Source organism: Aquilutibacter rugosus (assembly GCF_036541335.1).
Taxonomy (GTDB): domain Bacteria; phylum Pseudomonadota; class Gammaproteobacteria; order Xanthomonadales; family Xanthomonadaceae; genus Aquilutibacter; species Aquilutibacter rugosus.
Genome location: NZ_JAZHBO010000001.1, coordinates 624,372 through 638,746 on the forward strand (window position 1 = coordinate 624,372; position 14,375 = coordinate 638,746).

General features: G+C 62.0%; 12 protein-coding genes. 7 read left to right on the forward strand and 5 right to left on the reverse strand.

The window, feature by feature from the left end:
- Positions 1 to 118 precede the first annotated feature (118 nt).
- The 7 genes from bioB to mnmG all read left to right on the forward strand — a co-directional run bounded on the left by bioB (position 119) and on the right by mnmG (position 7,174).
- The gene (gene bioB / locus V3390_RS02990) at positions 119 to 1,147 is read left to right on the forward strand and encodes a biotin synthase BioB (protein ID WP_425492989.1); all 1,029 of its coding nucleotides are present in this window, start codon (positions 119 to 121) and stop codon (positions 1,145 to 1,147) included.
- Complete coding sequence (locus tag V3390_RS02995; RefSeq protein WP_331703293.1) at positions 1,147 to 2,268, forward strand: aminotransferase class I/II-fold pyridoxal phosphate-dependent enzyme; 1,122 nt, start codon at positions 1,147 to 1,149, stop codon at positions 2,266 to 2,268. Before bioB ends, V3390_RS02995 begins: the two co-directional genes overlap by 1 nt.
- Positions 2,265 to 3,056, forward strand: coding sequence for a pimeloyl-ACP methyl ester esterase BioH (gene bioH / locus V3390_RS03000; protein WP_331689353.1), 792 nt, complete (start codon positions 2,265 to 2,267; stop codon positions 3,054 to 3,056). The genes V3390_RS02995 and bioH overlap by 4 nt, the downstream gene beginning before the upstream one ends.
- Positions 3,037 to 3,978, forward strand: coding sequence for a malonyl-ACP O-methyltransferase BioC (gene bioC, locus V3390_RS03005; RefSeq protein WP_331703294.1), 942 nt, complete (start codon positions 3,037 to 3,039; stop codon positions 3,976 to 3,978). Before bioH ends, bioC begins: the two co-directional genes overlap by 20 nt.
- A gap of 124 nt (positions 3,979 to 4,102) precedes the next feature.
- The gene (locus V3390_RS03010; protein ID WP_331689355.1) at positions 4,103 to 4,501 is read left to right on the forward strand and encodes an HU family DNA-binding protein; all 399 of its coding nucleotides are present in this window, start codon (positions 4,103 to 4,105) and stop codon (positions 4,499 to 4,501) included.
- A gap of 175 nt (positions 4,502 to 4,676) precedes the next feature.
- Positions 4,677 to 5,180 (forward strand): hypothetical protein, encoded by a 504-nt coding sequence (locus tag V3390_RS03015; protein ID WP_331703295.1) that lies wholly within the window; start codon positions 4,677 to 4,679, stop codon positions 5,178 to 5,180.
- 83 nt (positions 5,181 to 5,263) lie between these two features.
- Complete coding sequence (mnmG, locus tag V3390_RS03020; RefSeq protein WP_331703296.1) at positions 5,264 to 7,174, forward strand: tRNA uridine-5-carboxymethylaminomethyl(34) synthesis enzyme MnmG; 1,911 nt, start codon at positions 5,264 to 5,266, stop codon at positions 7,172 to 7,174.
- Here mnmG and V3390_RS03025 read toward each other — a convergent pair.
- The 5 genes from V3390_RS03025 to V3390_RS03045 all read right to left on the reverse strand — a co-directional run bounded on the left by V3390_RS03025 (position 7,171) and on the right by V3390_RS03045 (position 14,333).
- The gene (locus tag V3390_RS03025) at positions 7,171 to 11,022 is read right to left on the reverse strand and encodes a translocation/assembly module TamB domain-containing protein (RefSeq protein WP_331703297.1); all 3,852 of its coding nucleotides are present in this window, start codon (positions 11,020 to 11,022) and stop codon (positions 7,171 to 7,173) included. The genes mnmG and V3390_RS03025 overlap by 4 nt on opposite strands.
- 3 nt (positions 11,023 to 11,025) lie before the next feature.
- Complete coding sequence (locus tag V3390_RS03030; RefSeq protein ID WP_331703298.1) at positions 11,026 to 12,810, reverse strand: autotransporter assembly complex protein TamA; 1,785 nt, start codon at positions 12,808 to 12,810, stop codon at positions 11,026 to 11,028.
- A 58-nt stretch (positions 12,811 to 12,868) separates the two neighbouring features.
- On the reverse strand, positions 12,869 to 13,171 hold the full coding sequence (locus tag V3390_RS03035; protein WP_331703299.1) for a helix-turn-helix transcriptional regulator: 303 nt from the start codon (positions 13,169 to 13,171) through the stop codon (positions 12,869 to 12,871).
- A 16-nt stretch (positions 13,172 to 13,187) separates the two neighbouring features.
- Positions 13,188 to 13,487 (reverse strand): hypothetical protein, encoded by a 300-nt coding sequence (locus V3390_RS03040; RefSeq protein ID WP_331703300.1) that lies wholly within the window; start codon positions 13,485 to 13,487, stop codon positions 13,188 to 13,190.
- 66 nt (positions 13,488 to 13,553) lie between these two features.
- On the reverse strand, positions 13,554 to 14,333 hold the full coding sequence (locus V3390_RS03045) for a dioxygenase family protein (protein ID WP_331703301.1): 780 nt from the start codon (positions 14,331 to 14,333) through the stop codon (positions 13,554 to 13,556).
- Positions 14,334 to 14,375: the final 42 nt, after the last annotated feature.

The window sequence follows — 14,375 nt, forward strand, 5'->3', positions numbered from 1 at the left end:
CGACGCGAAGGCGAACGGCTAGGGGGAAACATGCATACCCGGGCGTGTTGAGTTGACAGAAATGGCCATCGCCAACAGACTGGTGAATTGCCCGTTTCATTACGATCAGAGAATTCCGATGTCCGTTGTCAGCCAAGCCCCCGCCGCTACGGTTCGCCATGACTGGCGCCGCGACGAGGTCCGGGCCCTCCTCGACCTGCCCTTTGCCGACCTGATGCAGCGGGCACAACAGGCCCACCGCCAACACTTCGACGCCAATCAGGTGCAAGTCAGCACGCTGCTGAGCATCAAGACCGGCGGCTGTCCCGAGGATTGCGCTTATTGCCCGCAAGCGCAGCGCTATCACACCGGCGTCGAGGCCACCAAGCTGATGGACACCGAGCAAGTGCTCGAAAAGGCCCGCCAAGCCAAGGCCAACGGTGCGACGCGATTCTGCATGGGTGCCGCCTGGCGTTCGCCCAAAGACCGTGACATCCCGAAAGTGGCGGCCATGATCCAAGGCGTCAAAGCCATGGGTCTGGAGACCTGCGCCACGCTCGGCATGCTCAGTGCCGATCAGGCCCGCGATCTGCGCGAGGCCGGCCTCGACTACTACAACCACAATATTGATACCTCGCCTGAGATGTACGGCGACATCATCCACACGCGCGAGTTCCAGGACCGCCTGGACACCTTGGAACACGTCCGCGACGTCGGCATGAAAACCTGCTGCGGCGGCATTGTCGGCATGGGCGAGACCCGCCATCAGCGCGCCGATTTCCTGCGGGCGCTGGCTAACTTGCCGGCCCATCCCGACAGCGTGCCAATCAACCGCTTAGTCCGTGTCGAAGGCACCCCCTTGGCCGAACAGTCCGAGCTGGATCCGTTCGAGTTCGTCCGCACCATTGCCGTGGCGCGTCTGCTGATGCCCAAGTCCATGGTGCGACTGAGCGCCGGCCGCGAAACCATGAGCGATGAATTGCAGGCCCTGTGCTTCCTGGCCGGTGCCAATTCCATCTTCTACGGCGAAAAGCTGCTGACCACGGCCAATCCGGAGGCCGATGCCGACATGCAACTGTTCCGGCGCCTGGGTATTGAGCCTATGCCCCACTGCGAAACCTCGGGCACCGTGCACGCGGACATTGCCGAGGATTCCTGCGCCGCCTGATGGCGTCGATACCTTCGGGCTGGACGGCGCGGCTACAGGCCACCTCCGCCTTATTGCAGTCGCGTTCGCGGCAGCGTACCTATCGCACCGTTGAGCAGCGCGAAGGCATGCGCGTGCGCGTTGACGGCAGCGAGCTGCTGGATTTTTGCAGCAATGATTACCTGGGGCTGGCTGCACGCACTTCGAACTACGCGTGGAAGGGCGCGGCGGGCAGTGGTTCCGCGCATCTGGTCAGCGGTCACACCGTCGAACACGTCGAGCTGGAACGCACCCTGTGCGCGTGGCTGGGCGCCGAGTCCGCCTTGCTGTTGAGCAGCGGCTATCAGGCCAACTTGGCCGCCATTACCGGTTTGTGCGGCCCCGATGATCTGTGCGTACAGGACAAACTCAACCACGCTTCCTTGCTTGATGCCGCGCAACTGGCCGGCTGCGTGCGCCGTCGCTATCCGCACTTGGATATGGACGGTCTGCAGCGCCAACTGCAAACGCCGGTCAGCGGGCTCAAACTGATTGCCAGCGATGCCGTGTTCAGCATGGATGGCGATCAGGCCGACCCGGCCGCCCTGCGCGCCGCCGACCCGGACGCCCTGCTCTACCTCGACGAAGCGCATAGCATCGGCGTACTGGGTCCAAATGGCGAAGGCATTGGCCGCGAGCACGCGCATCTGCGTCTGGTGACATTCGGCAAAGCGCTTGGCACCGGTGGGGCGGCGCTGCTCGGCTCGGCCGCACTGATTGCGCATCTGCGTCAGACCGCGCGCCCGAGCATTTTTACCACCGCCTTGCCGCCGGTATTGGCAGCACGTACCACGCAGCACATCCGCACGGTTCAAAGCGGCGATGCAGTGGCACGACTGACATCCAATCGCGCCTACTTACGACAACGCGCCGATGCGCTGGGCGTGCCACTACAAGGTGGCGATAGCGCCATCTTCGTCTTGCCGATTGGCAGCGATGCCGATGCCCTGGCCCGCTCGCAGCAACTATGGGAGCGGGGCGTTTGGGTCAGTGCAATTCGTCCGCCCACGGTTCCCGAAGGCACGGCGCGCCTGCGCATCACGGTCAGTGCCGCCCACACGCAAGCTGACATGGACACCTTACTGGAGGCCTTGGCCGTATGAGCTCGAACACCGAGATTGCCATCGTCACGCATGGCAGCGGTCCGTTGCCGGTGGTGATGATCCACGGCTGGGCCATGAATTCCGGCCTGATGGAAGCCACCGCGCAAGCTCTAAGCGACATCGCCACCGTGCATTGCGTCGACTTGCCGGGCCACGGCCGCTCGCGCGACTGCGACCTGCCGCTTGACCCTGACGGCGCCGTCACCGCGCAACTGGGTGAGCGCATCGGGCCCGATGCCCTGTGGATCGGCTGGTCCATGGGCGGCCTGTTCGCCTTAGCCGCTGCACAGAGATCGCAGGCTCGCGGTCTGGTAATGCTGTCATCCACTCCTTCTTTTGCCGAGCGCGAAGGCTGGCCCCACGGCCTGCGTCCCTCGGTTCTGACCGGCATGCGGCAGGCGGTTGCCACCGATGCGCGTCGCACCGTCACGGACTTTCTGCGTCTCGAAGTGCTGGGCGTGACCCGCGCTCATCCGGCTCTGCAGGATCTCGAGCAGCTCGCGTTCGGCCACGGTATGCCGCAGGCGCACGCACTCGAGCAGGGCCTGGATCTGCTGGAGCATTGCGATATGCGCGCCCGTGTCAGCCGACTAAACGTTCCGCAACTGTGGATCGGTGGTGCGCGCGATCGCCTGGTCTCGCCCGATACGCTCACGGCAGCCGCCGCCATGGCAGCCCGCGGCGAGTCACACATACTGGCGGGTGCCGGCCACGCGGCCTTCTTAAGTACACCCGATCGTTTTAATTCCGCTCTACGTAACTGGATCGATGGCAATGTCAGGATTTGATCGCCGCCAAGTGAGTCACGCGTTCTCGCGTGCCGCTACGCAATATGACACCGGTGCCGCATTGCAGCGCCGCATTGGCGAGGAACTCCTGGAGTCGATCGACTACATCGAGGATCCGATCTTTCACCCCGAACCTGTCGAGGTGATTCTGGATCTCGGCAGCGGTACCGGCGCCGGCTCACGCTGGCTGCAGAATCATTTTCCGCAAGCCACCGTGCTGTCGCTTGACCTTGCCATCGGCATGTTGCGACAGGCCCATCCACCTGCGGGCATGCTGCAAAGTTTGCGCAATCGTCTGCGCAAAACGCGCGAACCGCTACCGATTCTTGCCGATGCGCGTGCCTTGCCCGTCGCCGATCACAGCGTGGACCTGATCCATTCGAACCTGTGTCTGCAGTGGATCGAAGACTTGCCTGCCGTCCTCAACGGCTTCCGTCGCGTCCTCAAACCGGGCGGCATGCTGCTGTTCTCGACCTTCGGTCCGATGACTCTGCACGAGCTGCGCATGTCCTTTGCACAGGCCGATGACGACGCCCCGCACGTCAGTCCGTTTGCCGATATCCAGCAATGGGGCGATGCGCTGGTCGCCGCAGGATTCCGCAATCCGGTGCTGGACCGTGACCTGATTATTGAAAAACACCCTAGTTTTCAGGCACTTTTGCGTTCACTGAAAACGATTGGCGCCACCAATGCGATGAGCGAGCGGCGGCGTTCGCTCACCGGCAAGTCGAGATTTGCGCGCGCTGCACAGGCCTATGCGCAATGGACGGACGGCGTGTCCGATGAGCTCCCTGCATCCTGGGAAGTCATTCGTGCACTGGCATGGGCACCGCCAATCGATGCACCGATTCGCCATGCCGGCATGGACGAAGTCCGCGTTCCCGTTTCGTCATTGAAGGTGCGTCGTCGCGATCCCGAATGACAGTAATAAAAAATTTTCGGGAAAGGACTGGAATTCAAGGTTTTTTTGTTCTAGATTGCAAGAACTCGATGCGTTCCGACCGAGTCCGAATTGTTCTTTCAACTTTTGTCCCCCGGGGATTCAAATGGCAACCAAGAAAACCGCAAAAAAGGCCGTCGCTAAAAAGGCCGTCACCAAGGCTGCTCCTAAAGCTGCCGCCAAGACCATGAAGCCGATTAAAGAGGCGCTGACCAAGTCCGGTCTGGCTGCCCATATCGCCGACACCACCGGCGTTGCCGCAAAAGACGTTCGCGCCGTGCTGGCTTGCCTCGAAGCAACGGTTGCCGCTTCGGTCAGCAAGAAGGGTGCCGGTGCATTCACCCTGCCGGGCCTGCTGAAGATCAGTGCCGTCCAAGTGCCGGCCAAGAAGGCTCGCAAGGGTATCAACCCGTTCACGGGTGAAGAGCAAATGTTCAAGGCCAAGCCGGCTTCGGTTAAGGTCAAGGTTCGCCCGCTCAAGAAGTTGAAGGACGCTGCTGCCTAAGCCTTAGGGCTTAGTCACAACGGATTGTCCGTACCTGGTGCCGGTTGGCATCGGGGCCAGGAAGGCACACATTGCTGAACGGCAGGTGTGCCTTTTTTGTGCTCCCGGCAGAATTAAGCTGCGATTCAATGCCCTGGCCGCAGGCTCAGAGACATCCACCCAAGGGGTTACCACCATGATTCGTAAATTTGCAATTGTCGGCGCACTGTCGGTCGCTGCACTGACCGGCTGCGCCACCTATGGCGAGACCGCCTACGGCAATGGCCGCGGTAATTACTACTATGGCTACCCGAGCTCTTCGAGCGTCGGCGTCAGTGTCGGTAGCGGTTATTACGGTTACCCGTCCTATGGCTACGGCTATCCGAACGGCTATTACAGCGGCTATGGCTACCCGTCCTCATACGGCTACGGTTATCCGTCGTATGGCTATCCGCGCTATCCGGTCCGTCCGCGTCCGCGTCCCGATGGCCAAGTCGACCGCACGCCAAACCGCAAGCCGGGCTGGCGGGATCTGGATCAGATCCGCCGCGATGCGCAGGGCCCGCGTACCGGCGGTCGCGTGCAAAGTGCCGCAACGCCACAACGCGTTGAGCGTAGCTCGCCACCGCGTGGAGCGTACTCGGGCGTCACTCGCCGTGCCGTCGAGGGCAGCAAAAAGCGCATACCGCAGGAGCCGTAATCGGTACTCGGTTCGACAAGGGGCCCGGCTAACGCCGGGCCTTTTGCGTTCAGTGCGCCTAAGTCGTTGTAAAATAAGGCCAAATGTCCAATTCCTTTTATCAGTTCCAGGTCATCGTTGTCGGCGGTGGTCATGCCGGGACCGAGGCCGCTTTGGCTTCGGCGCGGGCCGGTGCGCGCACGCTGCTGCTGACGCACAACGTTGAGACCGTGGGCGCCATGTCGTGCAACCCGGCCATCGGTGGTATCGGCAAGGGCCATCTGGTCAAGGAAATTGACGCCATGGGCGGCATCATGGGCCGCGCGGCCGATGCGGCCGGCATCCAATGGCGCCGACTGAATGCATCCAAAGGTCCGGCAGTGCGGGCGACGCGCTGTCAGGCCGATCGCAATCTGTATCGCCGATTTGTGCGCATGGCGGTCGAGAACCAACCCAATCTGACGGTATTTCAAGCCGCCTGCGATGACATCGTTTTTGAAAACGGACGGGCCGCAGGTGTGGTCACCAATACCGGGCTGCGGTTCAACGCGCCGGCAGTGGTGCTGACGGCCGGTACGTTCCTGGCGGGCAAGGTGCACATCGGTCAGACCACTTATACGGCGGGTCGCGCCGGCGATCCGGCCTCGATCGCTCTGGCAGAAAAGCTGCGCGACGGTCCCTTCGTCATTGACCGGCTCAAGACCGGCACGCCTCCGCGCATTGACGGCCGTACGCTCAATTACGCCCTGATGGAAGAGCAGCGCGGCGACGACCCGCGCCCGGTGATGTCGTTCATGGGCAGCACCGCCGATCATCCGCAGCAGGTCTCGTGCTGGATCACGGCCACTACCGAGCGGACCCACGAGATCATTCGCAACGCGCTCGATCGCTCGCCGCTGTATACCGGCCAGATCGAGGGCATCGGCCCGCGTTATTGCCCCAGCATCGAGGACAAGGTGGTGCGTTTTGCCGAAAAGGCATCGCATCAGATCTTTGTCGAGCCCGAAGGCCTGGACGTCAACGAAATCTATCCGAACGGGATCAGCACCTCGTTGCCGTTTGATGTGCAGCTGGACCTGGTCCGCTCCATCATCGGCTTTGAGAATGCGCACATTACCCGTGCCGGTTACGCTATCGAATACGACTTCTTTGATCCGCGCGGCTTGCAGCCCACGTTAGAGACCAAGGGCATCCAAGGCCTGTATTTTGCGGGTCAGATCAACGGCACCACCGGCTACGAAGAAGCGGCGGCCCAAGGTCTGCTGGCTGGCGTCAATGCAGCGCGTGCCGTGCAGGATTTGCCGGGCTGGACTCCGCGTCGTGACGAGGCCTATATCGGTGTGCTCGTCGATGACCTGATCACCCACGGCACCAACGAGCCGTACCGCATGTTCACCTCGCGCGCGGAATACCGTCTGCAACTGCGCGAAGACAATGCCGACCTCCGTCTCACCCCGACCGGTCGCGAACTCGGTCTCGTCGACGACGCCCGCTGGTCGGCGTTTAGCGCCAAGCGTGAACTCGTCGAAACAGAAGCCGCGCGTCTGCAAGGTCTGTGGGCCGGTCCACGCAATACGTTGGGCAAGGCGCTGACCGAACACGCCGGTCTGACCTTGACGCGTGAGAACAGCGCTGCCGATTTGCTCAAGCGTCCGGAGATGGACTACGCCACGCTGATGACGGTGCCGGGCTTTGGTCCTGCACTGACGGATCCGGCGGCCGCCGAGCAGGTGGAGATCGGCATCAAGTACTCGGGTTATCTCGATCGCCAAGCCGAATCCATCGAAAAGCAAAAGCGCAACGAGTCGCGCAGCATCCCGGCGGCATTTGATTACCGCGCGGTCACCGGTCTGTCCGCTGAGTTGCTGCAGAAGCTCGAATCCGTGCGTCCGGCCAGCATCGGCCAGGCACAGCGCATTCCGGGCATGACGCCCGCCGGTATCTCGCTATTGCTGGTGCATTTGGCCCGCCAGGCGCGCGAGCCGGTGACGACGGCCGTCCAGTCGCGAGTTTAGTCGCGTTCCCAGCGCCAGTTGGCCGAGGCCTTGGTCTCGATATTCGACTGCTCGATCTCGACCGAAATGCCCTGACGGATCAGGTACTTAAGCGTCAGCACCTGACCGGTGCCGAGCAGCGACACACCGTACGACACATACAGTCGCGGCGACAGATACTTGCCGATGCCGAACACGGCCGAGCCGAGCGTGCGGTTGTCGGTGACGCCGGCACTATCCAGACCGATGCGCGCACCCAGTTGCGATGCCAGCAGCGAACCGCCCGCAGACAGTGCCGCCGACGCCGAATTCAACTGACGGATGTCGGAACGCGATGCCGACGACAGCGAATGGCCCAGCGCCAAATAGGCCAGCGCCTCGGATTGCGACGTAGCCGGATTGCTCCAGATAGTGGCCTTGGGCGCGGTGGCACGGCCGGTAATGTCCACGCCGGCGGTGACGTTGCCCACTTCACGCTGCGCGCGGATATCCAGGGACGGCGAGGCAATGGAGTTGCCCGACCACATCAGACGACCGCGCGTGATGTCGAGTTTTTGCCCGTAGACCGTGTAGGTGCCATCAATATTCAACCTGCCGGTGCCGGTCATTTCCCGTCCCGGGCGTGCTCGAACGCGCAGGGAGCCATCAACCACGCCCTTGAGGCCAAAGCCCTGTAGATTGACGTTGTCGCCGAGCGCCACTTCGAGATTCATATCGAGGGGATTGCCGCGCTTATACTCAGGATCGGCGGGATCGAGGATCACGACGTCATCGGACGCGCTGTAGCCGCGGTCTAGGCGCTCCAGGTCAATGCGTGCATCGGGCACGAAGATGCGGCCGGTCACGCTCATCGGCTGCCCGGGCTGGATCTTCACTTCGACATTCGGATCGGCGACTGCATACAGGTCGCGCGTGTCCGAGATCAGCAGATTCTTGCCGGTGACGTTGACCACGATCGGTGAGTTGAGATTGCTCCAGCCAAACGTGCCGTTGACGTTGAGCGTGCCGTCGCCCATGCGTGCAGAACCCGTTAGGCGAGCGGTTCCGTCGGCGTTACCGATCAGGCGCAGATCGCCATTGGTCACGGCGGTGGCCAGCGACGGCAATTCAAACGAGAAGTTGCTGAGTACCGCATTGCCACCGATGCGCGGGGAGTTCATCGAACCGCCGAGCAGGATATTGCCGTTGAGACTGCCGCGCGGATCAACGATGTCGGGCGAGAACAGTTCCAGTAACGTCAGATCGTTGGTGTTGACCGCGATGTTGCCGCTCATCGGCGAGATCGTGCTCCAGCCCGACTTGAGCTGGCCGCGGACATCGCCCTGATTGTTCAAGCGCGTGGCCAAGGTGGCGTTGAAGCCGTCCGGATCGAACGTGCCGTCCAGCACCAGGTTGTTGTAGAACACGGTGTCGCGCGAGTCGCCGGCATTTAAGCGAATGCCACCGTTGGCGGAGGTGATGTGAGCCGTGCCGCGCCACGAACCCGCGACGGGTCGCACGTTGCCGTTGATATCAATCAGGCCATGGAAATCGTACGAAGTGCCGTCGGCACGCTTAGGCAGATAAGGCAGTAACAAAGTCAGCGGCAGATTGCGGCCGGCGATATTGAAACCGCTACGCGGCCAGTTGCCGGTGGCACACAGCGAGCCGCCGGCCGACGACGACAGGCAGGCGTTGGTCAGGCCACCCGCTGCGCCATCCCACACCCAACGCGTAGGTGCGTTCAAGGTCCAGGCTGCACCCTTGGGCGGATTGAGTCGGAACGCATTCAAGCCACCCGACCAGGCGTTGCCGTTCCGTACTGCCGTACCGCGCAGGGCCACTGCACCGAAATCGCCGGTGCCGTCGCCATCAAAGCTCAGATTTTCGAGGGCGCCGCGGGCATCAATGCGGGCCGATCGCAACGGCATACCGACATTCAGGCCGGTGCCTTCGAGATGGAGCACACCGTTGCTGCCGCGCCACGGCAACTCGCCATTTGCGCGCAAAGTGGCTGCCGTCCACTGGCCGTAGCGAAGATTGCTGCCGCTCAAATTGGCCTTGATATTGGGCGTTTTCAGCGGACCGCGCAGATTCAGCGTGCCCTGCAGTCGTCCGTTAGCCGATGGCAGAAAATCATTCAGATCGACCGGATTGAACTGCGCATCCACATTGAGCTGCGATCCGATCACACCCTTAGCAATCAGGTGCGAAGCGCCCGAGGTCACGTTGACGTCACCACTCCATTGCGCGATCTGATTGGCGTTGGCGGCACCGCGATAGACCACCGTGGCACGACCGGCCAAACGACGGCCGCGCAAAGTGCCACCCAACGAAGGCGCGACGAACGAAGCGTTCAAGCCGCCATCGGCACGTACGCCGCCGGCCGTGGCGACGATGCCTTGCAGAGAGCCCTTCCAACCCGGAGCAAAGTACGAGGGATCAAACCCGCGCAGTTGCGTGTCGAGTTTCCAGGACAGCTTGGGATCCCAGGCCACATCGCCGCGGGCGAGCAAGGTGCCTTCGGGCATGCGCGCCGTCAGCGAACGGATGTGTGCGGATTTGGTGTTACCGGTGCCGTCGAAATCGACGTTGGCACGCTGCGCTCCGCGCAACAGTTTGGCGTTGCCCTTGGCAACCCACTTGCCGGTGGTGCCGGCAATGCGGAAATCGCCATCGGCATGCACGGCCGGCTGACCGGCGCCGCCGCCCCACTTAAAATTGCGCGCATTGACAAGGAAATCGATCTTGCCGTTCTGCGGGTCGCTGAAATCGCCGGTGCCGTTGAGCGTGGCGCGACCGCCTAAGGTTTCCACCACCAGAGGCTTAGCCGTCAGCACCTTTTCATTGAGTGAAATCTTCGAAGGCAACACGTTGACCTTGATCTCCCCGCGCTCAAAATACCCGCGACGGATATCGGCATTGCCTTTGTAACCGCCTGCGGCCACATCGAGCACCATGGGGATGCCTTCGGCCGCACCGGTAATGGCGCCCAGATCAAAGCCCTTGGTGTTTGCAACCAGTTGCCAGCGCGGGGTTTCCTTGCCGACGACTTTAACGGCAGCAAACAGCGGATGCGGAGCGGCACCGCGTGCCACGATGTCCATGCGGCTCAGATCGCCCTTGGCGGCGATTCCCAAATGGCCGGGTGCTGCACCGGCGGCGTTGGGCATGTAGGCGCTTCCGACAATATCCATCCGATAGTCATCGGCGGGCTCGTATTCGCCGTCGAGTTTGAACAAACCGCGATCGGTATCGGCGCGCAGGTTATCAATCCGCAGGAAACCCTTCTTGGCTGCCAGTGACAAATTGGCCTGACGGATGGTGGCCCAGTGCGTGTTGGTCTGACTGACGTCAAGGCGGCGGATATCCACGCTGTCGAACTGCACGTTCAAAGGCGGATTGATCTGCGGCAGCGACTCCGGCCACGACGGCAGTTCGAAGGGCTTGTCGTCCTTGGGCACAGTCAAGGTCGCATCACTGATCTCAATGCGATCCATGCGCATCTGGCGGCCAAGGAACGGCTGCAAGTCCGGGTCGAGCATGACGCGCTTGGCGGTGAAGTGCGTGTTCCTGTAGTCAAACTTGACGCCGTAGAGAATCAGCGGACCCTTGGCCGGGCCTTCGGCACGTTCCCATGTGAGCGTGGCATCGGCCGGCAGCCGCGCCACGATCTGCGCCAGCAGCACATCGCGACCACCGAAAGTCGTCAGCAACCAGTACAGCAAGGCCGCGACCGCAATCAGCAGCGCGCCCAGACCAATGGCCGAGCGAATCGCCAACCAGCGCATGCGGCGACGGCGGCGATCGCGCAACTCGCGGATGCGTTCCTCGCGCTCTTCGGGAGTCAGGTTCGGATCGTGCTTGGGTCCGCGTCGCCAGGTTGCCATGCCTTACAGATCCGATCCGATATTCAAGTACAGCTGGAAGGGGCTATCGGGGTGATTGAGCCCACGCGCAATATCCACTCGCAGCGGGCCCACCGGCGAGCGCCAGCGCAAGCCGACACCGACACCGGTCTGCCACTCGGGCTTGTCGTCCCAGGCCGAGCCCGAATCGACAAATGCGGCCATGCCCCAGGACTTGTTGAAGTAATGCTCGTACTCGACACTGCCGGTCAGCATCTTGGTGGCCCCGATCGGGAACTTGTCATCGCCGGTGCCGATGCGCGGTCCGACTTCGCGCCAACCGTAGCCGCGAATGCTGCGGTCACCGCCGGCATAGAAACGCAATGCCGGCGGCAGAAACTGAATATCCGTGCGCGAATAGCCGAACTCACCGCGTGTGATCAGGCGGTCATTAACGCCGACTCCGCGGTAATAGCGTGCCGAGCCCGAGAGTTGCGCAAAGGTGGTGCGGTTGTCGCCATCATCGGCCACACCACCGCGCAATTCGGCATTGGCACCGAACGCATCGCGCGGAAAGATCGGATCGTCGGAGCGTGTGTAATGCACGGAGAACGAGGGATAAAACGCATTGGCGTAATGAAACGGAATCGGGGTGTCCGGATTGCCATCGTCTTCGGCCGTGAAATACCAGCGTTCGCGAATACCGTTCATCGCCACGATGGCACTTAGGTTCTGCGTGATGTTGCCGCTGCGGCTGGCCACAAAGGTCAGACGGCGATTGTTGATGTAGTCGGTCTGCTCATCGAAGCCCTGCAACGAGAACGTGTACCAGCCATCGCGCCAGCGCAACGCGGGAATGCGGTACTGCAAGGTCAAGGTCTTGCGGCGGCGGGCCCAGTCCAGATCGGCTAGCGCTTTGTGACCGCGATCGTTGAGATATCGCTTTTCAATGGAGCCGCGGACACCGGGTCCGCTAAAGGTGCCGTAGCTCAAGCCGGCGGTATAGACACTACGTTTGGCGGGCGTCAGTTTCACCGTCACCGGGACGCGGAAATCGACCGCTTCCTCAGGATGCGGTTCGATCTCAATGCCGCTGAAATAATCGAGTTTGGACAAGGAGTCGCGTAGGCGATCGAGACGACCTTGGTGGTAATAGTCGCCTTCGTTCCAGTAAATGTACTGTTTCAGGATCTCCGGCCGAATAATCGTGCGCGGCTCCTGCGTGATCGTAGTGGCGCCCATGTCGTAACGGTTGCCGCTTTCCCATGAAAGATCAATATCGGCGGCGCGCAGGGCACGTGTCACTTCGACCCGACGTGTCAGAAAATCCGCGTCAAAATAGCCACGCTCTGCCAGGCGTCGTGTGATCCGCGACTTGGACTGTTCGTAGATCTCCTGGTCGAAGATATCGCCGACCTGCGGAAAGAACGCCTCGAGCTCCTGATCCAGATAAAAGTCATCGGAGCCTTCGCCCTGAATGACGACGCGCGATTCACGCACTCGAGTCGGTTCGCCCTTGTCCACGCGAATCACCAGCACCGTGCCGGCCGCCGAATTCTGCTGCTCGACCGTTACAACCGGTGAGTAATAACCGAACGGCTCCAGTGCCTCGCGCGCCTCGGGCTCGGCCTGCTTGATCAGATAGGCATAGCGCCGATCGGATACGTCCTTATTGAGCGAGTCCATCGCACTGAGGGCCAGCTGCACATTTTCCGTCATGGAAACGTCGAGACCCTCGATGCGGACATCGGTGATTTTGGCCGCGTGGGCGACAGCAGGTGAGCAGAGGGCCAACGCAATGGCCAAGGTCAGAGGGGCGCGGACAGACATCCCGACATGATATCGGGAGCGCCGTGAAAAAGTGTGACGGTTAAGTCAGGGCCGGGATTTATCGCAGCAGATCATTAATCAACGACACCAATTCCGCCTCGCGGTTTACATCGGCCTTACGGAAAATGCTCTTGATCTGTGCATTGACAGTCTGGGTCGAAGCATGGCGCTCACCTGCAATCAGCTCACGCGATTTGCCCTGCGCCAGGAGCATGGCGACGGTGGCCTCGGCCGGTGACAGGCGCAACGCGGCCTCGAGCAGATGCGCACGCTCCACATCCAGGGGCTCCGCAGCGTGCACGGCGACCAGCACCCGCGGGCCAAAGCCGAGCTTCCACTCCCGTGTGGGCAGCGTAAACACTTCGACGGCCGCGCCTTCATGCGGTTGCGCGCCGCTGCGGATCCAAAGCAGTGCGGAAACGGGAGCAGCAGGGGGCGCCAGCAGTGCCTGACGCAGAACCCCCGGTGATCGCGACAAAGTCCTGCTCAAAGCGCGGATCCATGTCGGTGGTCAGGTTGAGCCTGATCAGCGATTCATCGCCAACCGTAATGAGTTTACCCTGCGTCGAATGCGTCGGTTTAGCCAGGGCGCCAAGCGCCGTCTCCCACCCGTTCTCTTCAAACGGCGCGGACAGAAACGTTTCAGCCAGCTGATGCGATAACTGGGGATGCCCCACAACCCCTCCCTGTGACTGACGTCACGCAGTACAAATTCGACCTGAATCAGTACCTGAACATACCCCTTAGGCGTCGAACAGGAACGAGTCCATGGATAAGGTGCGGTAGGTCATACCGCCCTCGATCAGGGTGCCGTTGGTTTGGGAGCCGGCGGCACCCATCGCCACGACCAGCGGCAGGTAGTGTTCATCGGTCGGGTGGGCGCGTTCGGCGTAGGGTGCAAGTCCGCGGTAATCGATCAGGGCCTGAGCATTGCCGGTTTCCACGGCGTTGCGTGCCCAGTCCGCGAAGGCCTGGGCGTATTCGGGGTCGCGAACGTCCTGGCCCAGCTCGTACAGATTGTGGGTCAGGCTGCCCGATCCGACGACCAGAATGCCTTCGTCACGGAGCGGTTGCAGGGCGCGGCCCAGCTCATAGGCGGTTTGGGCGTTGAGATTGTGCGGCATCGAGACTTGGATCACCGGCAACTCGGCCTGCGGGCGCAGGTAGCGCAGTGGCACCCAGGCGCCGTGATCGAGCCCGCGCGAAGGATCCGCCTTGGCGTCCAGGCCGGCAGCTTGCAGCATCTGCACCACGCGTTGCGCCAGAGCGGGTTCGCCCGGCGGGTTGTATTGCAGCGTGTAGAGCACCGGCGGGAAGCCGCCAAAGTCGTGGATGGTTTCGGGCTGCGGCGTGGCGCCGACCTTGATGCCGATGGTCTGCCAGTGCGGCGAGACCACGACAATGGCGCGCACGTCGGGAGTCAATCTCTCGCCGAGGGCTCGCAGATTAGGGCCGGACACGCCCGGTTCGATGGCGAACATCGGCGAGCCGTGGGAAACAAACAGAGTCGGAAGACGCTTCATGATCAAAAAATCCTAAAAAAAGGGGAGTGCGTGGCCGCACTC

What these genes read in the sequence shown, in the direction of transcription:
- bioB (WP_425492989.1), top strand. Translation starts at nt 119, where the DNA reads ATGTCCGTTGTCAGCCAAGCCCCCGCCGCTACGGTTCGCCATGACTGG.
- V3390_RS02995 (WP_331703293.1), top strand. Translation starts at nt 1,147, where the DNA reads ATGGCGTCGATACCTTCGGGCTGGACGGCGCGGCTACAGGCCACCTCC.
- bioH (WP_331689353.1), top strand. Translation starts at nt 2,265, where the DNA reads ATGAGCTCGAACACCGAGATTGCCATCGTCACGCATGGCAGCGGTCCG.
- bioC (WP_331703294.1), top strand. Translation starts at nt 3,037, where the DNA reads ATGGCAATGTCAGGATTTGATCGCCGCCAAGTGAGTCACGCGTTCTCG.
- V3390_RS03010 (WP_331689355.1), top strand. Translation starts at nt 4,103, where the DNA reads ATGGCAACCAAGAAAACCGCAAAAAAGGCCGTCGCTAAAAAGGCCGTC.
- V3390_RS03015 (WP_331703295.1), top strand. Translation starts at nt 4,677, where the DNA reads ATGATTCGTAAATTTGCAATTGTCGGCGCACTGTCGGTCGCTGCACTG.
- mnmG (WP_331703296.1), top strand. Translation starts at nt 5,264, where the DNA reads ATGTCCAATTCCTTTTATCAGTTCCAGGTCATCGTTGTCGGCGGTGGT.
- V3390_RS03025 (WP_331703297.1), bottom strand. Translation starts at nt 11,022, where the DNA reads ATGGCAACCTGGCGACGCGGACCCAAGCACGATCCGAACCTGACTCCC.
- V3390_RS03030 (WP_331703298.1), bottom strand. Translation starts at nt 12,810, where the DNA reads ATGTCTGTCCGCGCCCCTCTGACCTTGGCCATTGCGTTGGCCCTCTGC.
- V3390_RS03045 (WP_331703301.1), bottom strand. Translation starts at nt 14,333, where the DNA reads ATGAAGCGTCTTCCGACTCTGTTTGTTTCCCACGGCTCGCCGATGTTC.